Raw genomic sequence first — 25,556 nt, 5'->3', positions numbered from 1 at the left:
GCTTGTTGTGCGCCGCGGTACGTGATCGCCCGCGGACCCCGGCCCTAGCCTCACCGCAAGGAACACGCAGGCGCAGTACGACGAGGGGCGGCACCCGGTGAACTGGCTCATCCACGACTACCGCGAGAGCGATCTCGCGGCGGTCGTCCACCTGATCGACACCACCGCCGAACTGGGCCAGGAGTCCGTCTTCTCGCTCGCCGAGTGCATCAGCGCGCTCACCGGCCGCCAGCCCGCCGTGGTCGCGGTGCACCAGGGCGTTCCGATCGGCGCGGCCCTGGCCTGCGTCGCGGGGGAGCGGGCGTGGGTGATGCGGATCGCCATCTCCGCGGGCTGGCGGGGCCGCGGCCTGGCCAGCGCCCTGCTGGTCGAGCTGGAGCGCCGGCTCATCGCGGCCCGGGTCGGCCGGATCGCGTACGTCCTGCCCGAGGAGGACCTGCTCGGCGAGGGGCTCCTCAACGCCGGGTACACGCGTCAGCCCGCGGTCGCCTACTTCGAGAAGACCGAGCCCCTGCACGGACCGGCGGCCGGGCTCCTCGACGAACTGGGCGGCCGCTTCCTGCCCGCCGACCTGTGGGACGCGGTCGCGGGCATGGAGACGGAGAAGGACCTGATCGAACGGCGCGTGGTGCTGCCGCTCGCCGAACCGGAGCGGGCCGCGCAGCACGGCGTGCGGCCGCCGCGCGCCATCACCCTCTTCGGGCCGCCCGGCACCGGCAAGACGACCTTCGCCCGCGCGATCGCCTCCCGCCTGGGCTGGCCCTTCGTGGAACTCCTGCCCTCCCGGCTCGCCGACGAGGGCAACCTGGCCACCGCGCTGCGCGGCGCCTTCACCCGCATCGCCGAGCTGGAGCGGGTCCTGGTCTTCATCGACGAGGTCGAGGAGATCGCGCCCGTGCGCACCGAACCCGCGCAGCCCGGCGGGATCCACGGGGTCACCAACGAGCTGCTCAAGCTGATACCCGGCTTCCGGGAGGGCGGGGAGCGGCTGCTGGTCTGCGCGACCAACTCGATCCGCTCGCTGGACCCGGCGTTCCTGCGGCCCGGCCGCTTCGACTACCTCATCCCCATCGGCACGCCGGACGCCGGGGCGCGCGCCGCCATCTGGGCCCGTTACACGGCGGGGCGCGCGGACGTCGACGTCGCCGCCCTGGTCGCGGCGAGCGAGCTGTTCACGCCGGCCGACATCGAGCACGCGGCGCGGATCGCGGCGCAGGTGTCCTTCGAGCGGGACCTGGAGGGGGCGGGCGTCCGCGGGGCGCTGGGCGGGCCGCCCGGCGCGAGCACCGAGGACTACCTGGCGGCCGTGGCCCAGTGCCGTCCGACGGTGACCCCGGCGCTGACCGGGCAGTTCGAGGCGGACATCACGGCGCACGCACGGTTCTGAGCGCCGACGCCGCCGGGCGCGGCGGTGATCCGCCTTCGTGCGGCCCGGCCCGGCCCGGCCCCGTCCGCTCCCGCTACCGGGGGCAGCGGTAGACGAAATCCACCGCCGCCGTGTGCCGGCCGGGCTCCTCGATCCGCACCTCGGCCCGCGCCGGGTAGTCGCCCGTGCCGCGGAAGGTCCACAGCAGGTGCAGCCGCGCCTCCCGCTGACCGCGCGGCACCCGCTCGGTCAGCAGGTCCGAGCGGCTGCCGTCGCTGCGGACCCACCGGTAGGAGAGCGTCCCCGGGCGCCCGTCGGTCCGTACGACGGCCACCACGTCGGCGGCCGAATCGCAGGCCGGGCCGCGCGCGTCCGTGCTCACGACCACGTCCCGCACCACCACGGCGGGCCCGTACCGCTGCCAGCCCAGGTACGCGATCACGGCCGCCAGCACCAGCAGCGCGAGCGCGTAGCGGCGCAGCCCCGCGCCCCGGCGGCGGCGCGGCCGGGGCGCCTCGGCCGCGCCGGCCGGCACGGGGAAGGGCGCGGCCAGGGCGGCCGTCACCCCGGGCCCGAAGCGCAGGACGGAGCCCTCCACCCGGTCGGGCACGGCCTCGGGGTGCTCGAACCGGGCGGTGGCGGCCCGGGGCCCGTCGAGACGCGCGGTGACGGCCTCGGCCCCGGGCCCGTCGAGACGCGCGGTGGCCGCCTCGGGGCCGTCCTGACGCAGGGTCGCCGCCAGGCCGTCGGACCGCTCCGGCGGCCCGCTGATCCAGTGGCTGCCGAGCACGGTCGCGCTGTAGTCGTCGCCCTCCGGCGCGGGTGCGGGGGTACGCGGACCGGTCATCGCGGTACCTCCTGCACCGGGCAGCGGGGGATGTACTGGCTGGCGGTCGCCGACCCGTTGTCCGCGGCGGGCGTGGTGGTGACGCGCACGCTCAGGTAGCAGCCGCGGCCCCGGGCGAAGGTGTGCGTCTGCGGGGGCAGCGCCCCGCCCTGGGTCATTGCGGAACCCGAACCGTCCGCCACCCGCAGGTCGCCCGGGGAGTTGCCCAGGAACCACTCCAGCACCACGCCCGCCTCACCGCCCGTCACCTTGAGGGAGACCGTCGCCTGCCCGGCGCCGGTACCGGCGCGCAGGGCGACCGAGAGGGAGCCGACGGACACGGTCGGCTTCGGCGGCACGGTCTTGGACGGCTTGGGCGTGGGGGTCGGCGTCGGGGACGCCGACGCACTCGGGCTGGGGCTCGTACTGGCGCTCGCGCTCGCGCTGGGCGAGGGGGAGGGCGAGGCGGAAGCCGACGCGGACGGCGACGGCGAGGCGGAGCCCGACGGGGAAGGAGAGGCCGTCGGCGCGCCCGGTCCGGGCGGTCCCGCGCTGGTCGTCGCGAACGCGCTCACCGCCGAACTCCCGCCCGGGGAGGCCCCGACCGCCTCGGCCGCGAACACCAGCACCGCGCCCAGCACCAGCGCGGTCCCGGCCGCGATCCAGCCGCGCCGGCCCGGCTGCCAGGACGGGGGCGGCGGCGGAGGCGGCGGCGGAGGCGGCGGCAGCACGGTCGTGGCCAGCGCGGTGGTGCCCACGGCCGGGGGACCCGACGAGGGGAACAGCAGCGGCAGCAGCGCGGCCAGCGCCGCGAGCTTGCGCTGCCCGCGCTCCTCCCAGTCGGGGCCGTACGCCGCGCGGGCCACGTCCTCCAGCTCCACGACGAAGGCGTCGGCGTTCTCCGGACGCTCCTGCGGCTGCTTCGCCATGCCCCGGCGGATCAGCGGACGGACCGGCTCCGGGGCCTCGGTCTCGGGCACCGGCGCCTCGATGTGCTGGACGGCGAGCTCGGCGAAGTTCTCCCCGGCGAAGGGCTTGCGCCCGGTCAGGCACTCGAAGAAGGTCGCCGTCGCCGCGTACACGTCGGCGGCGGGCGAGGCCGGCTCGCCCTGCCACTGCTCCGGGGCCATGTAGGCGGGCGTGCCCGCGACGCCCGGTTGCGTGCCGCGTCCCGCCGCGATCCCGAAGTCGACCAGCTTGGACGAACCGTCCTGGGCGACCAGGACGTTCTCCGGCTTGTAGTCACGGTGCACGACTCCGGCGCGGTGCGCCTCGGCCAGGCCCAGCAGCGACCCCTTGAGCACCACCAGGGCCGCTTCCGCGTCGGTGGCGCCCGAGTTCCGCAGGACCGCGCGCAGGGATATCCCGTCCACCAGCTCCATCACGATGGCCGCGCCGCCGGGAGCCTCCACGTACTCGTACAGCCCCACGACGTACGGCGAGTGGAGCCCGCCGAGCAGCCGGGCCTCCGCCCGGAACTCCCGTACGAACGCCGGGTCCCGGCGCAACCGGTCGGCGAGGTACTTGACCGCGACCGCCGTGCCCGTCGCGTCGTGCACGGCGAGCACCACGCGCCCGCTGCCTCCCGCGCCGAGTTCCCTGCTCTCCGTGTAACCGGGGACCGTCCACGTGTTCATCGTTCGCCCCCTGCCATGGCGTCGCCGCGTCCTGCGCTGTCGTCCGACGGTCCGGCGGTGCCGGGCCATCTCCTGGGACACGGATTGTGCCGTGGCCGGTTCCCGGCCGTACAGCTGTCCCATCCACTGGTTCTCGGCCACACGTTCCCGGCCGTCGGCCACCCCCGTGACCGGGAGCGGGCGGCCGGGCCTCAGGCCGCCGCTCGGCGCACCCCGATCATGTCGTGCAGCCGGTCGGCCGCCGCGCGCCCGAACGCGGGATCGTTGATGTGGGTGTCGTAGTCGTGGAGCCGGGCCGCGCTGCCCCGCAGCCCCTCGCGCAGCGCCGTGAACAGGGCCCGGTCCGCGCCCGGATCGTGGTACGGACCTCCCGGCGCGCCCAGGGTGGACAGCCCGCGCAGCGGCAGGCACACGGCGGTCGGACCGGTGGCCGAGCGTAGCTTGGCCGCGACCCGGCGGCCCAGCTCGGCGCACTCCGCCGGGGTCGTACGGATCACCGTGATCGACGGGTTGTGCACCCGGACCCGCCGGTAGCGGGCGTGCTCCGGCAGGCTCTCCAGCGGGCCGAACTTCACCATGTCCAGCGCGCCCAGGCTCACCACCTGCGGGATCCCGGCCCGTCCGGCGGCGCTGAGCCGGTCGGGACCGGCGGTCAGGACGCCGCCGCACAGGTCGTCGGCGAGTTCGCTGAGGGTGAGGTCGAGCACGCCGGTGAAGAGGCCCTGCCCGGCGAGCGTCTCCAGGGTGCGGCCGCCCGCGCCGCTGGTGTGGAAGACGAGCACCTCGTAGCCGAGTTCGCTCAGCCGCTCGCGGGCCGCGTCCACGCCGGGCGTGGTCACGCCCGCCATGCTGGCCGCGATCAGCGGCCGGCCGCCGGTCCCGAGGCGGGCCGGGGGCGTGTCGCGGGCGGTGCGCGCGTACCCCTCGGCCATCCCCGTGACGGCCTCAGCGGCGTTCGCGAGGACGGGCGCCGAGACGCTGTTGATGCCCGCGATGTCCACGACGCTGTACATCATCGTGATGTCCGACGATCCGACGTACGGCGCCACGTCACCGGACGCCATCGAGGACACCATCAGTTTCGGCACCCCGAGGGGCAGGGCCCGCATCGCCCGGGTGGCGATCGAGGTGCCCCCGCTGCCGCCTATCGCCAGCACGCCGTCGAGCCGCCCCTCGGCGTACAGGCGCAGGACGGTCGCCTCCGCGCCCCGCGCCATCGTGGTGACGGCCGCGCCCCGGTCGGCGGCGGCCCGCAACTGCGTCAGGTCCGCGCCCGCTGCCCGGGCCACCGCTTCCCGCGGTACGTCGGCGGGCACCCGCGGATCGCCCATGATTCCTGTGTCGACCAGGACCACCTCGACGCCGGCGCGCGTGATCCGCTCGCGCAACCAGCCGTACTCGACACCCTTGGTGTCCAGGGTTCCCACCAGCACGACGCTCGTCATGAGTTGTAATGTCCACGCAGTCGGGTCCGCTGGCAAGACAAGGTCGAGTCAATCGTTCAATAGCATCAACAGCCGGTCCACAAAGGGGACTTGGGACATGACCAGGCTCTTCCTGGCCGTCTCGGGTGCGAACCAGGCGACCCGGTCCAGCTCCGGGAACTCCTCCGTCCGCCCCGTCCCGGGCGGCCACTCCATCGTGAAGGTCCCGGGCCGCATCAGCGCCGGGTCGAGGTCCGCCTCGACCGCCCAGACCGTCACGAGCTTCCCGCCCGTCTGGCGGACCTCGCCGAGCGGAAGGTAGACGCCCTCCGGCGGCGGCAGCCCGATCTCCTCGGTGAACTCCCGGCGGGCCGCGTCCCGCGGGCTCTCGTCCGCGAGGTACTCACCCTTGGGGATGGACCAGGACCCGGCGTCGCGCCGCTCCCAGAACGGCCCGCCCATGTGCCCGAGCAGGACCTCGACCCCGGCACCCCCCGGGGCGCCCGGCTCCTCTTGCCGCGGGTCCCGGCGGAACAGGAGCAGGCCCGCGCTGCGCTTCTGCGTCATGGACCCATGTATGCCCCGCGCGGGCCCGGGTCACCACCCCCGCTCGGGCCCCGGTCAGTGCCCGTGCGGGCCCTCGCGGTGCACCGGGCCGTGGGCATCCGCGCAGTGGCCGTCCCCGGCCCGGCCGGGCGGCTGCTCGCCCGCGCGGCCGACGGACAGGAGGGCGTCCTGCACGTGGTCCACCTGGAGGGTCGTGTGGGTGATCCCGTACTCCGTGCGCAGCATTTCCTCCAGGTCGCGGCGCACGGCGTGGCAGTCGCCCGCCGGTGCGACCAGGACGTGGGCCGAGAGCGCCGCCTGCCCGGAGGTGATCGTCCAGATGTGCAGGTCGTGCACCTCGGCCACCGGAGCGTGGGCGACCAGCCGGTCACCCACCGCGTCCGGGTCCACGTGGGCGGGAGCGGCCTCCAGGAAGATCCGGCCGGACTCGCGGACCAGCCCGTAGCCCGCCTTGACCATCAGCACCACCACGATCAGCGTCGCGATCGCGTCCGCCTGGACGAAGCCGGTGGTGAGCACGATGAGACCGGCCACGGCGGTCCCGATGAAGGCGAACAGGTCGTTGAGGATGTGCTGGTAGGCGCCTTCGACGGCCAGTGAGGACCGGTTCGCCTTCGAGATGCACCAGGCGCAGACCACATTGACGACGATGCCCGCCAGCGCCGTCACCAGCACCAGACCGCCCTGGACGGCGGGCGGGTCGAGCACCCGCCGGACCGCCTCGTACGCCAGCCAGAGCGCCAGCAGCAGCAGCGTGAGCCCGTTGGCCTGGGCGGACAGGATCTCCGCCCGCTTGAGCCCGTACGTGAACCCGCCGCGCGCGGGCCGGGCGGCCAGCCGCATGGCTATCAGCGCCAGCACGATCGAGACCGCGTCGGTCAGCATGTGCGCGGCGTCGGAGATCAGGGCGAGCGAACGCGCGACGACACCGATCACGACCTCGACCGCCATGAAGGCGCCGATCAGGCCGAGCGCGATCCCCAGCCAGCGGCGGTCGGCGTTCTCCGCGACCCCGTGCGCGTGCCCGGCGTGGCCGCCGGCCGCGCCCGGGCCGTGCCCGTGCCCGTCGTCGTGTGCGTGGTCGTGCGCACCCATGACTGGTCCCCCGTCTGTTCGGTTCGTTCCGTCCGGTCTGTTCGGATCCGACGCGTGAAGTGAAGCGCACCCGCAGGCGAACGGCAAAGGCTGCAACGGGGACCGTTGTCATTCCCCATAAGACCGCCCTGACCTGCGACGATGCGAACGAGCCGGAGAAGGGGCCCGAACGGCCGCGCCGTGGGAAAATCGCCTCATGGCCCAGCGTCACGGTGTGCCCGCAGCCCCCGAACTGGTCATGGAAACCGACCGGGGCTCCACGGTGATGACCCCGGGCCGGACCTATCACGTGGGCCGCGACCCCGGCTGCGAGATCTGCCTCGACGACGCGCGGGTCTCCTGGCACCACGCCGTGCTGCGCCCCGAGGGCGACCACTGGACGGTCGAGGACGAGGGCAGTACGAACGGCACCTTCGCCGAGGGCCACCGGGTCCGGGCCTGGAGCGTGGGCCCCGGCAGCGAGCTGCGCTTCGGCCACTCCGAAGACGGTCCGCGCGCCGTCTTCGCCGCCCCGGCTGCGCCCGGCCGTCCCGCGCCCTCCCCGCGCCCCTCCTCCGTCACGAATCCGGCCTTCACCGGCACCTTCCGGCAGCCCACCTCCGTCCGCGCGCTCCCGGCCCGCGGCCACGGCATGCCGCGCACGGTCCTGACGATCGGCCGCGACCCCGGCAGCGACCTCGTCCTCGACGATCTCGTCGTCTCGCGGCGCCACGCCGAACTGCGCTCGCTCCCCGACGGCGGCTACGAGATCGCCGACGTCGGCAGCCACAACGGCACCTACCTCAACGGCTTCCCCGTGGACCGCGCCGCCCGCCTCGCCGAAGGCGACATCATCGGCGTCGGCCACCGTTCCTTCTGCCTGATCGCCGGCCAGCTCCAGGAGTACGTCGACACGGGCGAGGTCTCCCTCGACGTCCAGGACCTCACCGTCGCCGTCGACCGCGGCCGCAAGGTGCTCCTCGACCACGTCTCCTTCCCGGTCGGCGGCAAGTGCCTGCTCGCCGTCGTCGGACCCAGCGGAGCGGGCAAGTCCACCCTGCTCGGCGCCCTCACCGGCCTGCGCCCCGCCGACCAGGGCACCGTCCTGTACGACGGCCGCGACCTCTACCGGGACTACGCCGAACTGCGCAGCCGCATCGGCCTGGTCCCCCAGGACGACATCCTGCACGCGCAGCTCACCGTCCGCCGCGCCCTCGCCTACGCCGCGGAGCTCCGCTTCCCGCAGGACACCGTCAAGGCCGAGCGCGAGGCCCGGGTGGACGAGGTGATCCGCGAACTCGGCCTCGTCCAGCGCGCGGACCAGCCGATCCACAGCCTCTCCGGCGGACAGCGCAAACGCGTCTCGGTCGCCCTCGAACTGCTCACCAAGCCCTCGCTGCTCTTCCTCGACGAGCCCACCTCCGGCCTGGACCCCGGGATGGACCGCTCCGTGATGCACATGCTGCGCGGTCTCGCCGACGACGGGCGCACCGTCGTCGTGGTCACCCACAGCGTGCTCAGCCTCGACGTCTGCGACCGGCTGCTCGTGCTGGCCCCCGGCGGCCGGATCGCGTACTACGGGCCGCCCGACAAGACCCTCGCGTTCTTCGGCTACGACCAGTGGCCCGAGGCCTTCGAGGCCTTCGAGAACGACCAGGGCCGCGACTGGGCGGCGGAGTACCGGGCGTCGCCGTACCAGCGCCGCTACGCCACCAGCGCGGCCTCGCCCGTCCGGGCCCGCACCGACGGCGCCCCCTCCGCCTCCGCCGCCGGGCTGCGCGTGCCGCCGCCCAAGCCGCAGAGCTGGGGAGCCCAGCTGGGGACCCTGATCCGGCGGTACTCCGCCGCCCTCGGCGCCGACCGCACGTTCCTCGCCATCATGATCGCCCTGCCCTTCGTCATGGGCGCGATGGCCCGCGCCCTGGCGGGCAGCGAACTGACCCCCGAGACCGCCATGAACGCCCTGCTCATCCTGAACGTGGGCGGGGTCCTCACCGGCGCGGCCAACGCCGTGCGCGAACTCGTCAAGGAACGCGTGATCTACCAGCGCGAACGCGCCGTCGGCCTGTCCCGGTCCGCCTACCTGATGTCCAAGGTGGTGGTCCTGGGCGCCGTCACCGTCGCCCAGGCCGTGGTCCTCACCCTGGTCGGGCTCTTCGGGGTGAAACACAACGCGCCGGGAGGCAAGGGCGTCTTCATGCCCCCGCTGATCGAAATCACCCTCGCCGTCGCCCTGTTGTCGTTCACCGCGATGATGCTCGGCCTGCTGGTCTCCGCCCTGGTCAAGAAGGAGGAGGTCACCATGCCGCTGCTGGTCCTCCTCGCCATCGTCCAAGTGGTCTTCTGCGGCGCACTGTTGCAGCTCAACGGAGTGCCGGTGATCGGTCAGCTCGCCTGGTTCGTGCCCTCGCGCTGGGCGCTCGGCGCCATGGCGGCCACGATCGACCTGCACGCGCTCGTCCCCGGCAAGATCACCGACGACCCGCTCTTCGTCCATTCCGCCGGCACCTGGCTGCTCGACCTCGGCATGCTGGCCGCCCTGTCCGTGCTGTTCGGGGTGCTGGTCCTCACGCTGCTGCGCCGGCACGAGCCCGCGATCATGCGGAAGTAGGGGGAGCGGACGATGGCGCCGCCGACGGCAGGCCCGGACGGGCCCGACGACTTCCGGCCCACGCACGTCGTGCCGCAGGAGGGGCTGCCCGCGTGGGAGGCCCCGGACCTCTCCCTGGCCACCACGCCGCTGGACCCGTTCCTCCCCGTACAGCTGCTGTCCCGGCGCGGCGAGTGGGGCGAGATCCTCTGCTCCAACGGCTGGTCCGCCTGGGTGGACGGGCGGCTCCTCGTGGCGGTTCCGCAGCCGCCGCCCACCGCCGGCCGGCCGCTGACCCGGACGGAGGACCCGCGCCCGCTGCTCGCGCGCTCCGGGGACGCCCTGGAGCGCTACCGGCGGGCCGTCGAGGACCTCGCCGCCGGGCAGGCGGACACCGAGGGGTTCCGGCGCGGGACCCGGGGGCTGCGCGTCGGGGTGGTCCTCGACGGCGAGGCCGCCTGGCTCTACGACGACACGGACGGGCGCTGGATGTACTGCGACGGGACGCGGCTCGAAACCTACGCCGTCACGGCCGCCCCGGCCGCCCGCCCCTTGAGGGAACCCGGATCCGGCGCCCGCGGGGCGGAACCCGGCGCCCCGTCGGCCGCGGAGACGGCCGTGCAGGACCCGGGGACGCCGGGTGGCGGGCCCGCGTCCCACGCGCCGACCAGGCTCGTCGGCCTGCCCGACGGTGAGCGGGATCCCGGCGGGGACCAGGGCCGGCGCCCGGAGGCGCGATGAGCGCCGCGGGCGAACCGGAGGGCGCGGACGGGGCCGGGGACGCGGCGGAGGATGAGCGGGAGCCCCGGGCCGCCGGTGCTTCCGGCGACGAGCCGGTCCGGGGCCGGCCGTCCGACCTCCGGGGCAAACGGATCGCGGGCTACCAGGTCGAGAGCGAACTCGGCCGCGGTGGCATGGCCGTGGTCTACCGCGCCCTCGACCTGCGCCTCGACCGTACGGTCGCGCTCAAACTGCTGGCGCCGGAACTGGCCCGCAACGACACCTTCCGCCGCCGCTTCGCCCACGAGTCCAAGGTCGCCGCCGCCATCGACCATCCGCACATCGTGCCGGTCTTCGAGGCGGGCGAGACCGACGGGCTGCTGTACATCGCCATGCGCTACGTTCCCGGGCAGGACCTGCGGGCCATGCTGGACCGCACCGGCCCCCTCTCGGTGGAGGACGTCGCGCGCATCGCGGGCCAGGTCGCCTCCGCCCTGGACGCCGCCCACGAACACGACCTGGTCCACCGGGACGTGAAACCGGGCAACATCCTGGTCGCCGGGGGCACCGACAGCGAGCACCCCGAGCACGTCTACCTGACGGACTTCGGCCTGACCAAGAAGTCGCTGTCGCTGACCGGGTTCACCAGCGTCGGGCAGTTCGTCGGCACCCTCGACTACGTCGCCCCCGAGCAGATCTCCGGTAAACCCGTCGACGGCCGCTGCGACGTCTACAGCCTCGGCTGCGTGGTCCACGAAATGCTGACCGGCGGGCCGCCCTTCCAGCGCGACGACGACATGGCGCTGCTCTGGGCCCACCAGTACGACGCCCCGCCCCCGCCCTCCTCGCTGCGCCCGCAGCTCCCGCCCGCCGTGGACGACGTACTCGCCCGGGCGCTGGCCAAGTCCCCGGAGGACCGCTGGCCGAGCTGCCTGGCCTTCACCTCGGCCCTGCGCCGGGCGGGCACCGGACCCGTTCCCCGGCGCGTCCCCACCCTGCCCCCGTCCCCCTCGGCGCCGGCCCCGCCCCCGCCGGGCTGGGCGCTGCCGGTCTTCCGCGGGCGCGCCGTCTGAACGGGGCCGTACCGGGCCGTGGGCCGAAGCGCGGGGCTTCGGCCGTCAGTGGCGTTGAGCGGGCGGAACCGGGTCGGCCCGGCCGGTCCGGTCGGTTCCGTCCTTCCGGTCGCGGCGGCGGACCGGGGCGGCCAGGAGGGCGCCGAGGAACCCGGCCACCGCCCCCGCGAGGAGGGCGAGGGGGACCGTACGCCCCAGCAGGGGGAGCAGGCGGACCTTGCCGCCGAGGCCGTCCACGTCCCCGATGCCGAGCAGGGACAGGCCGAACCGCGCTTCCACCCCGGCCAGCAGGCAGACCACGAGCGTGGCCAGGGCCAGCGCGACGCCCAGGTGCAGGGCGTGCTGCCAGGGGCGCACCCGCGCGGAGGACCGTACGGCCATCAGGAAGCCCGCACCGAGCAGCAGCGCCACGGCCACCGCCACCAGCCACCAGGCCCTGGCGTCCTGCCGGGCCAGCGAACCGACGTCCACGGTGGACAGGTCGGGGGTGCGCAGCACGTCGTCCAGGACCCGGGGCATCGGCAGCCCGAAGGGGCCCTCGACCCGCCCCTGCCAGGCCCCGCCGAAGCCCAGGGTGAAGGCGAGCCAGGTGAGGTTCGGCACCCCGAGCAGGACGACGGCCAGGGTCTCCCGGGCATGCCCCTGGGTCGCCGCGACGACCAAGCCTGCGACGACGCCGAGCGCGGCGTACGCCAGCAGCAGCGCGACGACCGCGAAGGCGGCCGGCCGCACCGCGTCGTGGAAGCGGACCAGCCGGGCCGGCAGCGGCGCGCGCCGCGACACCAGCAACGACACCAGCACGACGCCCAGGATCCACAGGAGGCCGAGGAACAGGGTGCCGGGGAGGGCGGCTTCGAAGCCCACCGTCGGCGCGGAGTCCAGGAGTTCGCTGATCTCCCCGATCGGTGAATCGCCGGTGGAGATGCCGAAGGTGTGCCGGGCGAAGAGGGCGAAGGCGGTCAGGGCGAGCAGCCAGAGCAGCACCAGGGGGGCCGCCCGGGCCAGGAGCCGGCGGGGTCCCGCGACGGCGTGGTGACGCAGCGGACGCAGGAAGCAGAAGGCGGCGGTGAGCGCTCCGGCCAGGCTGACGGACAGCGGCATGACCGACAGACCGGCCTGGGCTCCCGCGAGGAACCCGGCACCGCCCGTCACGTCCACCGATCCGCCGGCCGCCAGCACGACCACGGCGGCCACCACGTGCGGGAACGCCCCGCCGGGCAGACCGTCGGCGCCCGCGCAGACCAGGCCCGCCGCCGCGACCACGGTCATCGCGACGAAACCGGCCAGGACGGCGACCAACGCGTCCAGCCACACCCGCTCGGAGCCCCGAGATGAACGGCTCACACGCAACGGTAGGCACCCTCCGCTTGCGAGCACCACCTGAACGGCGCACACAATGGTCGGCAGGAGTACACGAAATCCGGAGATTTCCGAGCAATGCGGAACATCCACATGGGTACCGGAACTCCTCCGTCTGGGAAGAAGAGCCCGTGACCACGCAACCTTCCGGCCAGTCGCCGTCCGAGCGCCCCACCGGACCGCCGTCGAGGCCCCCCTCCGGGGCGTCGGGTCCGCCCTCCGGCCCGCTCTCCGGCGGGCGGCACGGCCCACCACCCCCGCCGCCGCCCGGTGCGCCCCCCGGCGCCGGTCCGCCGGCCGGGGGATCCGGGCCGCCGCCGCACGTCGCCTGGTGGCGCTCCGTACCGCGGCTCGTCACCGCCCTCATCGCGGTCGCCGCGGCGATCACGCTCGCGGTCGTCCTCACCCGGCCGTCCGGCACGACGGCCAACGCGGGCGAGGTCTTCCTGCAGAACGCCTCGGCATCGGGCCCCGACCCCTTCACGGAGTCGACGGCCGCCGAGCCCGCGGCCGTGGACACACCGGCCACGCCGGAGCAGACGCAGGTGCCGGGCGGCGAAACGCCAACGGCTCCCCCCAGGGGGACGACGGCCCCGACCCGGGGGACCACGGTCACCCGCAGCGTCAGCGGGGCCGCCCCCGGCCTGTACGGGGGCACGAAGGACGTGGCCAGCTGCGATGTGGAGAAGCAGGTGCGGGTGCTGTCGGCCGACCAGTCCAGGAACAGCGCTTTCGCCGAGGGCGCGGGGATCGAGCCCGGCGCCGTCCCCGACTTCCTGCGCTCGCTCACGCCCGTGCAGCTGCGGATGGACACCCGGGTCACCAACCACGGCTACCGGGACGGCCACGTGACCGCGTACCAGTCGGTCCTCCAGGCCGGGACGGCCGTCCTCGTGGACGGCCGGGGCGTGCCGCGGGTGCGCTGCGCCTGCGGGAACCCGCTGGGCGCGCCGGTGGCGCTGCAGGCCGACCCGAAGCGGTACGGGCAGCCGTGGGCCACGTACCACCCGGCGAACGTGGTGGTCATCGCTCCGGCGGTGACGGTCGTCCACAAGTTCGTGATCTACGACTACCACGAACGGCAGTGGTACGAGCGGGACCGCGGCGACCGGCCGCGGCACGACAAGCCGGTGCCTCCGCCGGTGGTTCCGACGCCGCTGGTGTCCCCGTCGCCCTCGGGGACGGTGACCCGGCCGAACTCGCATTCGCCTTCGACCCCGCATTCGCCTTCGACATCGCCTTCGACATCGCATTCGGCTTCGACGTCGCCGTCCAAGCCGGCTTCGCCGTCCAAGTCGCCGTCCGAGTCGCCGTCCAAGTCGGCGTCGGAGTCTCCGGCGCTGCGGCCCTCGGACTCGGACTCGCCGTCGGAGTCACCGAAGTCTTCCTCGGAGCCCCCGTCGAAGTCGCCGTCGGAGCCCGCGTCGAAGTCCTCGCCGAAGTCGGCGTCGGAGTCCCCTTCGGCGTCCCCCTCGCCCTCGCACGCTCCCTCCTCCTCCCCGTCGGAGTCGGCCTCGCCGTCCCATCGGCGCTCCGGCTCGCCGTCCCGGGCCCCCAGCCACTCCGCGTCCCCCGGCCCCAGCGCCTCTCCATCCGTGAAGCGGTCGGCGGCGCCCACGGCGCTGCCGACGCCGACCAAGCAGGAGCCCCTGCCCGCGGTGACGTCCTCCGCGGCTCAGCTGCCCCCGGTACCGCCCGTGCCGCCGGCGCCCTCCCGGCCGCCCCTGCCCACCGCGACGCTCGCACCGCCCGCGCCGTCCGCACCGGCTGCGCCGCTCCCGACGCCGGGCGGCGGCGAGACCGGGTAGCGCGGTAGCCCCGCAGACAGGACCGGGCCGGCCTCCCCCACGTGGGGGAGGCCGGCCCGGTCCTGTCCGCCTGCCGTCGTACCCAAGGGGGAGGGGACTACGCGCCGTTGTGCGGGCGCGGGCCGGGCGGCGCAGGGGAACGCCCCGATCGAGCGGCCGAATCTCGGCCGTCTGTCCGGATATCGCGTAGTACGCGAGAGGGACGAAAGGTCGGCTCTTGTGGGGGATTCGTCCGAAGTGGTCCGTCCAACACAGTGGAGGCGCAAGGGATTTCACCGGAAGAAAGCACGGTCCTCCGCGCATGAAACGTCTCGTCCCGCTGCTCGCCGCCGCCGGCCTCATCGCCACCGCCCTGCCCTGGGCGGCGTCTTCCCAGGCGTCCGCCGCCCAGACCCCCGAATACCTGCGCCAGAAGCCGACGTGGCAGCGGTGCAGCCCGGACAAACCGGAGGTGGTGGAGTGCGCGACCTTGAAGGTGCCGCTCGACTACCAGCATCCCGAGGGGCGCATGCTGGACCTCGCCATATCCCGGATGAAGAGCGGGGACCCGGCCAAGCGGCGCGGGGTACTGCTCGTCAACCCGGGAGGCCCCGGCGCTAGCGGGCTCTACCGCACGATACGGACGGACAGGGAGATGCCCAAGGACGTGCGGGACCACTACGACCTCATCGGCTTCGACCCGCGCGGCGTCGGTGAGAGCAGCCCCGTCACCTGTGGGCTGAACCGCGACGAGCGCGGCATCGGCGGCGCCTACCGGCCGGAGACCTTCGCCTCGGACGTGGCCTGGGCGCGCGGAATCGCCGACAAGTGCCGGGAGAAGTCCGGCGACGTGCTCCCGCACATCACCACCCGCAACACGGCGCGCGACATCGACGTCATCCGCGCCGCGCTCGGGGAGCGCACGATCTCCTACCTCGGCTACTCGTACGGGACCTACCTCGGCGCGGTCTACTCCCAGATGTTCCCGCAGCGCACCGACCGGTTCGTCCTGGACAGCGGCATAGATCCGCAGCGCGTCTGGCGCGGGATGATCCAGGTGTGGGGAACGGGAGCCGAGCCGGCCTTCGAGCGGTGGACCCGGTGGGCCGCGGAGCGCGACGACTACTACAAGCTCGGCGCGACGCCCCAGGCGGTGGCCGACACCTTCTGGGCGCTGGTGGCCCGGGCCGACCGCGAGCCGTTCCTCTACAACGGGCAGAGGATGACGGGCGACACCATCCGGGAGGAACCCTCGCTCTACTTCTCCCCGCATGAGGCCTCGGTCGGCATCAAGGGCCTCAAGGCGGCCGCCGACAAGGCCGCCCAGCCGCCGGGCGGCACGAACGACCCGGCCGGCAAGGCGCCGCTCGGCACGCCGCGCGCCGGGGGCCCGAGCGTCGGCCAGCCGGAGCCCACCACCGCTTCGGACGATGCTCCCGACGACAACGCGATGGCCGCGTACTGGTCCGTCGTGTGCGGGGACACGGACAGCTGGCCGCGCGATCCCGGCCAGTACGCGCGGGACGCGGCGCAGGACAAGGTGAAGCACCCGCTGTACGGGGACTTCGCCTCGAACATCAAGCCCTGCGCGTTCTGGCAGCCGCCGCTGGAGGCCGCGACGCCCATGAAGACCCGGGCCGCCGTGCTGACCGTGCAGAACGAGTGGGATCCCCAGACGCCGCTGACCAGCGGCCAGGGGCTGCACGCGGCACTGCGCGGGTCGCGGATGGTGACGGCTCTGGGCGCCGAGGGGCACGGCGCGTACCTCGCGACCCCCACGGCCTGCGCCAACATACCCGTCAACGCGTACCTCACCACGGGTCGGCTTCCCGCCCAGGACGTGAGCTGCCAGAACCCGCCGCCCAGCACGGAGCCGGGGCAGGGTCACGGCGGCTGACGGCGGCCCGGGCCACGGCCGGCCTGGCCACAGCGTGCCCCGGCCACGGCGGCGCCGTCCGCGGCGGCCCCGGCCGTGACGGGCCTCCGCCTCCGGTGCGGCTGCCGCGCCGGAGGACCCGCCGGTCGCAGGGCGAGGGGCCGCAGCGCCGGGTGGCCGGATCCCGGTCGGTGCGCCGCTCGCCCCGCGCGCCGGGCGGATGGGTGAGATCCTGGCTGCATGGCCGAAAGGGGCGAATCCCTCGCGGTCGACTGGCCTGCCCGTCCGGACCTGAGCCTCGCGCTGAATCGGATGGGCACCTTCGACTGGGACCTCGACAGCGGGCAGATGCATCTGGACCCGACCGCTCTCGAGGTGTTCGAACTGCGCCCGGAGGAGTTCACGGGCACCCCCGGCGGGCTCCGGGCCCGGATACCCGCCGGCGAAGAGGCGCGGCTCGACGCCCGGGTCGCCCAGGCACTCAAGGACGGGCGAAACCATTACGGCGCCTACTTCCGCATCCGCCGCCGTGACGGATCGGCCAGCTGGACCCACATCCAGGGCCACATCCTGCGCGACCCGACCGGACGTCCGTACCGGATCATCGGGATCGTCCGGGACGCGGACCTCGATCCCGGCGAGCCGGGGGCCGGCAGCGAGCGGGACGAGGGGCGGCGCCGGATGACGGGCGTCGTGGAGCGCACCACCGCCATCCTCGCGCACGCCCGGACCGTCAACGACGTCACCGACATCCTCAAGGACCCCGCCGCGCTCGGCCACCTCGGAGCGGTCAGCATCATGCTCGGCGTGGTCGACGGGGGCCGGGTCCATCTGGTGGCGGAGGGGCAGCTGGGCACGTACGTCCCGGAGATCGAGTACACCCGGATCGAAGCCGACCTCCCGATGAGCGAAGCCGTACGCACGCTGCAACCGGTGTACGTCACTTCCCGGGACGAGTTCCAGCGCCGCTTCCCCCTGCTGTGGCGGTACATCCAGCCGCTCAACGTGCGCAGCGGGGTCTATCTCCCGCTGATCGCGCAGGGCCGCCCGATCGGAGCGCTCGGACTGCTGTACGCGCGGGAGGGAGACTTCACCGCGGAGGAGAGCAACCTGCTGGTCGCCCTCGGCAGCGGCATCGCGCAGAGCCTCCAGCGGGCCATCCTCTTCGAGCAGGAGCACGACCTCGCCGAAGGGCTCCAGCGGGCCATGCTGCCGCGCAGCATCCCGGAGGTGCCGGGCGCGCTGATCGCCGTGCGCTACCGATCGGCCCGGATGGGGCGGGACATCGGCGGGGACTGGTACGACGTGATCCCGCTCGGCGAGGGCCGGGTCGGCGTGATGATCGGCGACGTGGAGGGTCACGACACCGACGCGGCGGCGGTCATGGGGCAGCTCAGGATCGTCCTGCGCGCCTACATCGCGGAGGGGCACACCCCGGGCACCGCGATGGCACGGGCCTCGGCCTTCCTGCGCGAGCTGGAGACGGAGCGCTTCGCGACCTGCACGTACGCGGAGATCGACCTGACCACCGGGATGCTCCAGATCGTCCGGGCCGGTCACCTGGACCCCGTCGTGCGGCGCGGCGACGGCAGCTGTCACCGGGTGTCCGCGGCCGGCGGCATGCCGCTGGGGCTGCCGCCGCGCGACCGGTCCGGGGCGGATTCCGGTTACCCGGTGACCACCATGGAGCTGCATCCGGGAGACACCCTGCTGCTCTGCACGGACGGCCTGATCGAGCGGCCCGGGGCCGATGCGGACACCGGCATGCGGGAGTTCATGGACGCGGTGTGCGACGGACCGGTGGACGTGGAGGAGCTGGCCGACGTGCTGTGCGATCTGGTCGGCGACTCCGGTACGGGCGACGACATGGCCCTCCTGCTGCTGCGCCGCCGGGGCACCCCCACCCCGCGCGGCGGCGGCCCGCTCCGGCAGCGGCTCCTGCCCGGCGACCAGGAGGGCCCGACGCTGGCCCGGCACCTGATCCGCGCGGCGGTGGCCGCCTGGGGCGCCCGGGACATGGCGGACGAGATCGAGCTGGCCGCCGACGAGCTGATGACCAACGCCCTGGTGCACACCGACGGCGGCGGCCAGGTGAACCTGCGGCTCACGGTCGAGGGCCGGATCAGGATCGAGGTCGAGGACTCGTCCAGCGCCCTGCCCCGGCGGCGCGAGGCGGGCGACTGGGCGGTCTCGGGGCGCGGGCTGATGCTGGTGGACCGGCTGGCCGACGACTGGGGCGTCGAGCCGAAGGGCGCGGGCAAATGCGTCTGGTGCGAGTTCGCCGTCCCCGTCGTCGCGGCCCCCGCCGCCGCGGCGCCCGTGCCCGCCGGGTGAACGCGGGCGCGCCCCGTAGCGCGTGCCCGGTGCCCGGTGCCCGGTGCCCGGTGCCCGGTGCCCGGTGCCCGGTGCCCGGTGCCCGGTGCCCGGTGCCCGGTGCCCGTTGTCGGGTGACAGGTGGCCGTGAAGGAGCGTCAGGCGAGGGCGTTGGGTCCTTCGGTCGCCTTCGTGACCTGGAGGGCGGTCAGCTTGCGGACGAAGAGGACCGCGAACAGCGCCGAGACAGCCGACAGCAGGTCGCCGCCCGCCTCGCTGGCGCGGCCGACCAGGTTCGACCCGATGAAGGTGAACCACCAGACGGTGACGGGCGTGACGCCGAGGGCGCGGGCGGAGCCGTCCGGCCCGTACCGGACGCTGGCCCGCCAGGTCTGCTTGGCGATCCGAAAGGGCAGGAAGAGGTTCCCGATCGGGATGAACCAGGATCCGATGGCCCAGCCGGGCCCGTTGTCGAAGAGGTCGGGCCGGAACACTCCGCCGTTCACGCGGACCCGGTGGAACCAGATGATGAAGACGATCCCGGTGCCCAGCAGGAGGACGAGCTGGACCAGCGCGACGGAGCCGGACAGGAGCGCGTCGCCGCTCAGCGCGTCCGTGCCGTCGCCGACGGCGATGTCGCTGACACCGGCGCCCTTGCCCAGCCCGATCAGCGCCGCCGCCAGGTCGACGACGCCCGCGACGCCCAGCAGGATCGTGACCGCGAGGCCCAGTCCACTGGGAGAGCGGAGCGCCGGGGCGGGGGCGACGGGGCCGGAGCCCGGTACGGGCGGATCGTAGGGACCGGGTGCGCCGGACGGACCGGGCGCACTGGTGGCGTCGTAGGACATGACGGAGGACCCCCCACGGGTACATGTGGTGCGCGCATGTGGTGCGCACAAAGAAACCCGCCGAGGGCGGGTCCCGCGCGAACATATGAGAGAGGATCGTCCTCTGTCCAAAGCTTTCCGGCCAGGGTTCTGACGATGCGCGAAGGGTCCGCCCGGCGAATGGCTGAACCGGCCGCGCAGCCGCGGGTTCATCCGCTTGTGTGCTGAGCGGACAGATCATTCTGCCGTGGTGTCCCCACTCCGTCCGTTGCTGGTCCTGCTCCTCGCCACGGCCGCGCTCGCGGGCCCCGCCCCCACCGCTGCCGCCGACCCGGGCCCGGTCGCGGCCACCGGCACCGAGACCGCCCGGACCGGCCGTCCCCTCGCCCCCGGCGTCCGGTTGGAGTCCTATGACCGCCTGGAGCGCGACCGCTGGCTGCGGATCGACGAACTCGCCGTGGACCTCGGGGCCCCGGGCGTACGGGCCGAGTACCTGGGCGGGGGCGGCCCGGCGACCGTCGCCGATTCCGCGGCCCGCCACCCGGCCGGACCGGGCCGCCGGGTGGTCGCGGCCGTGAACGGCGACTTCTTCGACATCGGGGGTACGGGCGCCCCGCTCGGCCCCGGCGTCCGCGGCGGCCGACTGCTGCACGCCCCCGCCCCGGGCGCCGGGGCGGCCATCGGCTTCGGCGCGGACGGCGCCGGACGCATCCTCACCCTCGGACTCACCGGCGGCGTCACCCTGCCCGGTGGTCCGGACGGTGCGGACGGTCCCACCGGCCCTGGCAGCCCTGGCAGCCCCGCCGGTCCCGGCAGTGCGCGAACCACCGTCACCACGCACCCGCTCGCCGGGTACAACACCGCCCGGCCGCCCGCCGAGGGGTACCTCGCCTACACCGCCGACTGGGCCAGTGGAACGCTCCCCGCCGCCGGTCCGGGGCCCACCGCCGAGGCAGACGTCGCCAACGGGCGGGTCACGTCGGTACGTTCGCCCGCGCGCGGCATCCCGCCCCTGCCCGGCGTCACCGTGCTGGTCGGCCGGGGCGGGGCGGCGGCCCGGGTCGCCGCGCTGCGCCCGGGAGACCCCGTCACCCTCTCGGCGGCGCTCCGGCGCGACGACGGCGGGCGCGAGCCCCTGGTGTCCGCCCTCGGCGGGCGCGCGGCCCTGGTGGTGGGCGGCGTACCGCAGAACCACGACGGCGGGCCGAACGACGCCTCCGCCCCGCGCACCGCGGTCGGCCTCTCCCGGGACGGCCGCACGCTCCGCCTCGTCACCGTCGACGGCCGCCAGCGGGACAGCGGAGGCCTCACGCTCACGGGGCTCGGCCGGCTGATGCACGGCCTCGGGGCCCACGACGCGCTGAACCTCGACGGCGGCGGTTCCACCACCCTGCTCGCCGCACGCAGCGGGACCTCCCGGCTCGACCTGGAGAACTCCCCCTCGGACGGTGCGGCCCGCAAGGTCGCCAACGGGCTGGTCCTCACCGTCCCCAGCGGCCCGGGACGGCTCACCGGCTACCGCGTCGAGGCCCTCGGCGGCGCCACCCGGGTCTTCCCCGGCCTGACCCGCACCCTCACCGCCACCGGCTACGACGCCGCGCTCGGCCCGGTGCCGACCGCCCCCGGCGCGCCCGGGCCCCGCTGGTCGGTGGACCCGGGCGGCTCCGGCCGGGTGGACGCCGCGGGCGTCTTCCACGCCCGGCGGCCCGGTGGCGCGTCGGTGCGGGCCCGCGCCGCGGCGGCCGGCGGAGCGCTGCGCCTGGACGTCCTCGGCCCGCTCACGGGCCTGCGCCGGAGCACACCGCGGCTGGGCCTCGCGGACCGGGCCGAGACGGGCACCTTCGCGCTCACCGGGCGCGACGTGCAGGGCCGGGCGGCCCCGGTGGAGGGGCGCGACGTGCGCTGGGAGTACGACCGTACGCGCTGGCGGATCGGCGAGGACGGGCGCGGCGGCTTCACGGTGACCGCCCTCCAGCCGCGGGCCACCGGCCTGCTCCGGGCCACCGTGGCGGCGCCCGGAGCGCCCGTGGTGACCACCGAACTGGCCGTGGGGGTGGGGCTGGTGGAAGAGGACCTGGCGGACCTCGGCGACGCGGAGCGGTGGAAGGGGCCGGGCGCGGGCGCGGCCCCCGGGCACCCGGGGACCGGACTGCGCCTCGACCTCACCGCGGAGGCCGCCGGAGCGGCGCCGCGGCGGGAGCGGCGCCGCCCCGCGTCCCCGGCCCGGCGGCAGGGCGGCTCGGCCGCGGCGGAGCCGCCGCGTCCCGTACCGCTGCCGGACCTCGCGCGTTCCCTGGCCCTCTGGGTCGAGGGCGACGGGTCGGGGAGCCGGATCGCGGCGCGGCTGCGCCAGGGGGACGGGGCGGAGGTGGTCCTGCGCGGGCCCGCCGTCGACTGGACCGGCTGGCGCCGGGTCAGCCTGCCCGTCCCTGCGTCGGCGGAGCGGCCGCTGGTCCTCGACCGGCTCTCGGCGAGCGCCGGGTCGCGGCCGGGCACGGTGGTGCTGGACACGCTGACGACGGTGGGTCCGCAGGCCGGTGCGGCGCCGCGGAACCCGGTCGTCCGGGACCCGGCGCTGGCCGCGACACCCGCCGAGGTCGGTGCGCGACCGTGGCGGTTCGCGCTCCTGCCCGGCGGCCAGTCGGCGGCCGACCTGCGGCGGGCCCGGGAGGAGATCGGGGCGGAGCGGCCCGACGTGGTGCTGGCCTCCGGCGACGCGCCCGGTTCGTGGGTGCACCGGGGCGTACGGTTCCTGCGCTTCGACGGGACCCGCCGCACCCTCGACGGGGGCGGGCTGGAGCGCCTGCGGGCGCTGCGCGAGGGGATCGCCGCGGCGGGCCGGGAGGCCGCCACCGGGGCGCTGGTCGTCGTACAGGACGACGGGACGGCAGGACGGTCGCCGGTGGACCGGAAGGAGGCGGCGCTGCGGGACCGGCTGCTGGCGGAGTTCCGGTGGGCGACCGGCAAGGGCGCGGCGGTGGTCGTCCTCGGCGGCGGCGCGCCCGAGGTGGGCCGGAGCGAGGGGGTCGTGTCGGTGACGGCGGGAGGCCCCGGCTGGGTGCTGGTGGGGGTGGACGGGGCGGGCAGGGGCCCCGGCGGAGAGGGCGGCGGCGAGTGGCTTTCCGTGCTGCCGCGGCCGGTCCTTGCGCCGACGCCCCGCTCCGCGCCGGCTGCTGCCGTTCCCGTAGCGGCCGCCGGGGTCAGAGGGCGATGAGGGTGACCTCGGTCGCCTTCACGCTCGTCCAGACCTCGGCGCCGTCCGCGAGGCCGAGTTCGGCGGCGGCCTGCGGGGTGATCTCGGCGACCAGGTCGGGGGCCTCGGGCGAGGAGACCAGGATCCGGAGCCTGCTGCCGATCGCCGTGATCTCGCGGACGGTGCCGGGCCACACGTTGCGGGGGCTGCCGCCCGGCCGGTCGCGGTGGACCGAGACCGCCTCGGGGGCGATGATCGCCAGCGCCGCGGCGCCGTCCGGCAGGGTGTCCGCGAGCACCAGCCGGCCGCCGCCCGCCAGCGCCAGGCCCTCTCCGGTCGCCGTGCCGGGCCATGCGTTGCGGCCGAGCATGCGGGCCACCCACGGAGACCGCGGATGGCGGGCGACCTCGGCGGGCGGGGCGTCCTGGAGGGCGCGGCCGTCGGCGAGCACGAGCACCCGGTCGGCCAGGGACACGGCCTCGACGGGGTCGTGGGTGACGATCAGGCAGACCCCGCCGAAGCCCGCGAGATGGGTGCGCAGGGTGTGCCGTACGTGCGCCCGCGTCGTCTGGTCGAGGGCCGCCAGGGGCTCGTCGAGGAGCAGCAGCCGGGGCCGGGCCGCCAGCGCACGGGCCAGGGCCACGCGCTGGGCCTGACCGCCCGAGAGCTGGGCGGGCTTGCGGCGGGCGAGGTGGCCGACGCCGAGCCGGTCGAGCCACGTCTGCGCCTCGGCGCGGGCCTCGGCGCGCGGAACGCCCCGGGCGCGGAGTCCGTACGCCGTGTTGGCGAGGGCGTTCAGGTGCGGGAAGAGGGCGCCGTCCTGGGGGACCCAGGCGACCTGCCGCTTGTGCGGGGGCAGGGCGCTGACGTCGAGGTCGCCGAGGGTCAGTGCGGCGTGGGCGCGCGGGGTCAGCCCGAGGAGGGCCCGGAGCAGGGTGGTCTTGCCGGCGCCGTTCTCCCCGACGACGGCGATGGTGGTGCCGGGCTCCGCGTCCAGGGTCAGTTCGTTGAAGCCGGTGACGGTCGCGTGCAGCGGCCAGCTCCCGCCCGCCGCAGCGGCGGAGCCGCCGGGCGCCGCCGCGCCCTCGACCGGGGGCCCGGCCGCGGGCTCGGGAGCGGCGTGGGCGCCGGTGGTCTCCGTACGGCCGACGGCGGGCGGTGCCCCGGTCCACCGGCCGCGCAGCCCGATCAGGACGGCCATGGCGATCGCGAGCAGCAGCAGCGACAGCGAGGTCGCGGCCTCGGGCTGGTCCTGGAGGAGCAGGTACACCTGGAGCGGCAGGGTCTGCGTGGTGCCGGGCAGGTTCCCGGCGAAGGTGATGGTGGCGCCGAACTCGCCCAGCGCACGCGCCCAGGTCAGCGCGGCTCCGGCGATCAGCCCCGGGGCCACCATGGGCAGGGTGACCGTGAAGAACACCCGGACCGGTGCGGCTCCGAGGGAGGACGCGGTCTCCTCGTAACTCTGCCGGAGCCCGCCGAGCGCCCCCTCCAGGCTGATCACCAGGAACGGCATCGCGACGAAGGTGGCTGCGATGACCGCGCCCGAGGTGTGGAAGGGGAGGGTGACCCCGAAGGTTTCCTCCAGCCAGGGACCGAGCAGTCCGCGCCGCCCGAACCCGAGCAGCAGGGCGACGCCGCCCACGGTCGGCGGGAGCACCATCGGCAGCAGGACGAGCGAGCGCACGAGGGGCTTGCCCGGGAACCGCACCCGCGCCAGGAGCCAGGCCAGCGGCACCCCGAGCAGCAGGGAGAGCCCGAGCGCCCAGAACGAGACGAGGAGCGAGAGCCGCAGCGCCTCGACCACGCCCGGGGTGGTGAGGTGCGTGCCCAGCCGGCTCCACGGGGTGCGCGCGAGGATGCCGAGGAGGGGCAGGAGCAGGAAGGCGACGGCCAGCAGGGCGGGCAGCGCGAGGGCGAGCGGCGGACGGATCCGGGTCTGCGTCCGCGTACGGGATCTGGCCATCTGCGCTGCCTCTTCTGCTTCTGCCACTGCCTCGGACGCCGCGTCCTGTGCCTGTTCCACCGGACGGCGGTCAGGCCGGCTGGAAGCCGGCGTCCTGCAGGATCCGCTGCGCCTCGGGGGTGCTCAGCCACGCCACGAACGCGGTGGCGGCCTCGGCGTTCCCTGAGCCCTTGAGGGCGGCGGCGGGGTAGGAGGCGACGGCGTTCTGCCCGTCCGGGATGTCGATGGCCGTGACCTTGTCCTTGGACTTGTCGGAGTCCGTCTTGTAGACCAGGCCGGCGTCGGCCTCACCCAGCTCGATCTTGGAGAGCACCGCGCGCACGTTGGGCTCCTGGGAGACCGGCTTCACCTCGATCTTCTGGGCGTCGAGGATCTGCTTGCCGTACCGGCCGACCGGGACCTCGGGCGCTGCCAGGACCACCTTGATCTTGGGATCCGCGAGGTCCTTCAGCGCGGCGATCTTGAAGGGGTTGCCCTTGCCCGCCGCGATGACCAGGCGGTTCTTCGCGATGACCTTCGAGGCGGTGGTCTCGGCGGCAAGTCCGTCCATGGTCTTGGTGTCGGCGGTGACCAGTGCGTCGGCCGGGGCGCCCTGCCGGACCTGGGCGGCCAGCTCCTGGGACCCGGCGAAGGAGAAGGTGATCTTCGTGCCGGGGTGGGACTTCTCGTACGCGGCGCCGGCCGTCTTGAAGACGTCGGTGAGCGAGGAGGCGGCGAGGACGGTCAGCCGGGCCGGCTTCGGCCCGGCGGCCGACGCGGAGCCGGACGCGCTCGCGCTGTCGGCGGCGGGCTCCTTCGGGTCGTCCTTGCCGCAGGCGGTCAGCGGGACGAGCAGGGCGGCGCCGAGGACGGCGGCGGCCGCGCGGCGGCGGTGGGTACTCGTGGAGAACACGGGTTCGGCTCCTCGGGTCTGGCAAGGACCCGCGCCGGGGACGGGCGGAGCGGGTAGGGCGGTGGGACC

16 protein-coding genes and 1 pseudogene are annotated in these 25,556 nt (G+C 75.1%); 8 read left to right on the top strand and 9 right to left on the bottom strand.

Annotation, left to right across the window (positions count from 1 at the left end):
* Positions 1 to 97 precede the first annotated feature (97 nt).
* A complete protein-coding gene (locus AC0693_RS24445) occupies positions 98 to 1,387 on the top strand; it encodes an ATP-binding protein (RefSeq protein WP_468463796.1) in 1,290 nt (429 codons plus the stop codon).
* A gap of 73 nt (positions 1,388 to 1,460) precedes the next feature.
* Here the strand turns inward: AC0693_RS24445 and AC0693_RS24440 are convergent, their stop codons facing one another.
* The 5 genes from AC0693_RS24440 to AC0693_RS24420 all read right to left on the bottom strand — a co-directional run bounded on the left by AC0693_RS24440 (position 1,461) and on the right by AC0693_RS24420 (position 6,915).
* Complete coding sequence (locus AC0693_RS24440; protein WP_469316225.1) at positions 1,461 to 2,213, bottom strand: hypothetical protein; 753 nt, start codon at positions 2,211 to 2,213, stop codon at positions 1,461 to 1,463.
* A complete protein-coding gene (locus tag AC0693_RS24435) occupies positions 2,210 to 3,829 on the bottom strand; it encodes a serine/threonine-protein kinase (RefSeq protein WP_478802877.1) in 1,620 nt (539 codons plus the stop codon). The genes AC0693_RS24440 and AC0693_RS24435 overlap by 4 nt, the downstream gene beginning before the upstream one ends.
* Positions 3,830 to 4,020: 191 nt before the next feature.
* The gene (locus AC0693_RS24430) at positions 4,021 to 5,274 is read right to left on the bottom strand and encodes a Tm-1-like ATP-binding domain-containing protein (RefSeq protein WP_469331692.1); all 1,254 of its coding nucleotides are present in this window, start codon (positions 5,272 to 5,274) and stop codon (positions 4,021 to 4,023) included.
* Between the two features lie 48 nt (positions 5,275 to 5,322).
* Positions 5,323 to 5,820, bottom strand: a complete 498-nt coding sequence (locus tag AC0693_RS24425; protein ID WP_478740205.1) for an NUDIX hydrolase — start codon at positions 5,818 to 5,820, stop codon at positions 5,323 to 5,325.
* Between the two features lie 54 nt (positions 5,821 to 5,874).
* Positions 5,875 to 6,915 carry a cation diffusion facilitator family transporter gene (locus AC0693_RS24420; RefSeq protein ID WP_478802876.1) on the bottom strand — a complete coding sequence of 347 codons (1,041 nt, stop codon included), beginning with the start codon at positions 6,913 to 6,915 and terminating at the stop codon, positions 5,875 to 5,877.
* Positions 6,916 to 7,111: 196 nt separating this feature from the next.
* Here AC0693_RS24420 and AC0693_RS24415 point away from each other — a divergent pair, with 196 nt between their 5' ends.
* From AC0693_RS24415 to AC0693_RS24405, 3 genes are read left to right on the top strand one after another with little or no spacing between them, the layout of a single operon-like run.
* Positions 7,112 to 9,505: an ABC transporter ATP-binding protein/permease gene (locus AC0693_RS24415; RefSeq protein WP_356416873.1), complete on the top strand. Its 2,394-nt coding sequence runs from the start codon at positions 7,112 to 7,114 to the stop codon at positions 9,503 to 9,505.
* 12 nt (positions 9,506 to 9,517) lie between these two features.
* Entirely contained in the window at positions 9,518 to 10,225 is a 708-nt protein-coding gene (locus AC0693_RS24410; protein ID WP_478802875.1) for a hypothetical protein, read from the top strand.
* Positions 10,222 to 11,277 (top strand): serine/threonine-protein kinase, encoded by a 1,056-nt coding sequence (locus AC0693_RS24405; protein ID WP_478740208.1) that lies wholly within the window; start codon positions 10,222 to 10,224, stop codon positions 11,275 to 11,277. Before AC0693_RS24410 ends, AC0693_RS24405 begins: the two co-directional genes overlap by 4 nt.
* 45 nt (positions 11,278 to 11,322) lie before the next feature.
* Here the strand turns inward: AC0693_RS24405 and AC0693_RS24400 are convergent, their stop codons facing one another.
* Positions 11,323 to 12,621, bottom strand: coding sequence for a streptophobe family protein (locus AC0693_RS24400; protein ID WP_469331703.1), 1,299 nt, complete (start codon positions 12,619 to 12,621; stop codon positions 11,323 to 11,325).
* 146 nt (positions 12,622 to 12,767) lie between these two features.
* On the opposite strand from AC0693_RS24400, the pseudogene AC0693_RS24395 reads away from it, so the two are divergent.
* The 3 genes and pseudogenes from AC0693_RS24395 to AC0693_RS24385 form a co-directional block, all read left to right on the top strand.
* A pseudogene (locus tag AC0693_RS24395) lies at positions 12,768 to 14,144 on the top strand (DUF6777 domain-containing protein); the annotation flags it as partial.
* A gap of 601 nt (positions 14,145 to 14,745) precedes the next feature.
* Positions 14,746 to 16,320 (top strand): alpha/beta hydrolase, encoded by a 1,575-nt coding sequence (locus tag AC0693_RS24390; protein WP_478802874.1) that lies wholly within the window; start codon positions 14,746 to 14,748, stop codon positions 16,318 to 16,320.
* A gap of 219 nt (positions 16,321 to 16,539) precedes the next feature.
* On the top strand, positions 16,540 to 18,633 hold the full coding sequence (locus AC0693_RS24385; RefSeq protein ID WP_478740210.1) for a SpoIIE family protein phosphatase: 2,094 nt from the start codon (positions 16,540 to 16,542) through the stop codon (positions 18,631 to 18,633).
* Between the two features lie 137 nt (positions 18,634 to 18,770).
* On the opposite strand, the gene AC0693_RS24380 is transcribed toward AC0693_RS24385, so the two are convergent.
* Positions 18,771 to 19,460 (bottom strand): DUF4328 domain-containing protein, encoded by a 690-nt coding sequence (locus tag AC0693_RS24380; RefSeq protein ID WP_478802873.1) that lies wholly within the window; start codon positions 19,458 to 19,460, stop codon positions 18,771 to 18,773.
* Positions 19,461 to 19,689: 229 nt separating this feature from the next.
* Here AC0693_RS24380 and AC0693_RS24375 point away from each other — a divergent pair, with 229 nt between their 5' ends.
* Positions 19,690 to 22,653: a phosphodiester glycosidase family protein gene (locus AC0693_RS24375; protein ID WP_478802872.1), complete on the top strand. Its 2,964-nt coding sequence runs from the start codon at positions 19,690 to 19,692 to the stop codon at positions 22,651 to 22,653.
* Here the strand turns inward: AC0693_RS24375 and AC0693_RS24370 are convergent.
* Entirely contained in the window at positions 22,640 to 24,595 is a 1,956-nt protein-coding gene (locus AC0693_RS24370) for an ABC transporter permease (RefSeq protein ID WP_478802871.1), read from the bottom strand. The genes AC0693_RS24375 and AC0693_RS24370 overlap by 14 nt on opposite strands.
* Positions 24,596 to 24,665: 70 nt before the next feature.
* On the bottom strand, positions 24,666 to 25,487 hold the full coding sequence (modA, locus tag AC0693_RS24365; RefSeq protein WP_478802870.1) for a molybdate ABC transporter substrate-binding protein: 822 nt from the start codon (positions 25,485 to 25,487) through the stop codon (positions 24,666 to 24,668).
* Between the last annotated feature and the right edge of the window lie 69 nt (positions 25,488 to 25,556).

It is taken from the genome of Streptomyces sp. NPDC043876, assembly GCF_056435825.1.
This window is presented reverse-complemented; position numbering and strand designations above follow the sequence as displayed.

Bases quoted from the DNA above. Each gene is read 5' to 3' on its own strand.
- AC0693_RS24440 (WP_469316225.1), bottom strand. From the start codon at position 2,213: ATGACCGGTCCGCGTACCCCCGCACCCGCGCCGGAGGGCGACGACTAC.
- AC0693_RS24435 (WP_478802877.1), bottom strand. From the start codon at position 3,829: ATGAACACGTGGACGGTCCCCGGTTACACGGAGAGCAGGGAACTCGGC.
- AC0693_RS24430 (WP_469331692.1), bottom strand. From the start codon at position 5,274: ATGACGAGCGTCGTGCTGGTGGGAACCCTGGACACCAAGGGTGTCGAG.
- AC0693_RS24425 (WP_478740205.1), bottom strand. From the start codon at position 5,820: ATGACGCAGAAGCGCAGCGCGGGCCTGCTCCTGTTCCGCCGGGACCCG.
- AC0693_RS24420 (WP_478802876.1), bottom strand. From the start codon at position 6,915: ATGGGTGCGCACGACCACGCACACGACGACGGGCACGGGCACGGCCCG.
- AC0693_RS24415 (WP_356416873.1), top strand. From the start codon at position 7,112: ATGGCCCAGCGTCACGGTGTGCCCGCAGCCCCCGAACTGGTCATGGAA.
- AC0693_RS24410 (WP_478802875.1), top strand. From the start codon at position 9,518: ATGGCGCCGCCGACGGCAGGCCCGGACGGGCCCGACGACTTCCGGCCC.
- AC0693_RS24405 (WP_478740208.1), top strand. From the start codon at position 10,222: ATGAGCGCCGCGGGCGAACCGGAGGGCGCGGACGGGGCCGGGGACGCG.
- AC0693_RS24390 (WP_478802874.1), top strand. From the start codon at position 14,746: ATGAAACGTCTCGTCCCGCTGCTCGCCGCCGCCGGCCTCATCGCCACC.
- AC0693_RS24385 (WP_478740210.1), top strand. From the start codon at position 16,540: ATGGCCGAAAGGGGCGAATCCCTCGCGGTCGACTGGCCTGCCCGTCCG.
- AC0693_RS24380 (WP_478802873.1), bottom strand. From the start codon at position 19,460: ATGTCCTACGACGCCACCAGTGCGCCCGGTCCGTCCGGCGCACCCGGT.
- AC0693_RS24370 (WP_478802871.1), bottom strand. From the start codon at position 24,595: ATGGCCAGATCCCGTACGCGGACGCAGACCCGGATCCGTCCGCCGCTC.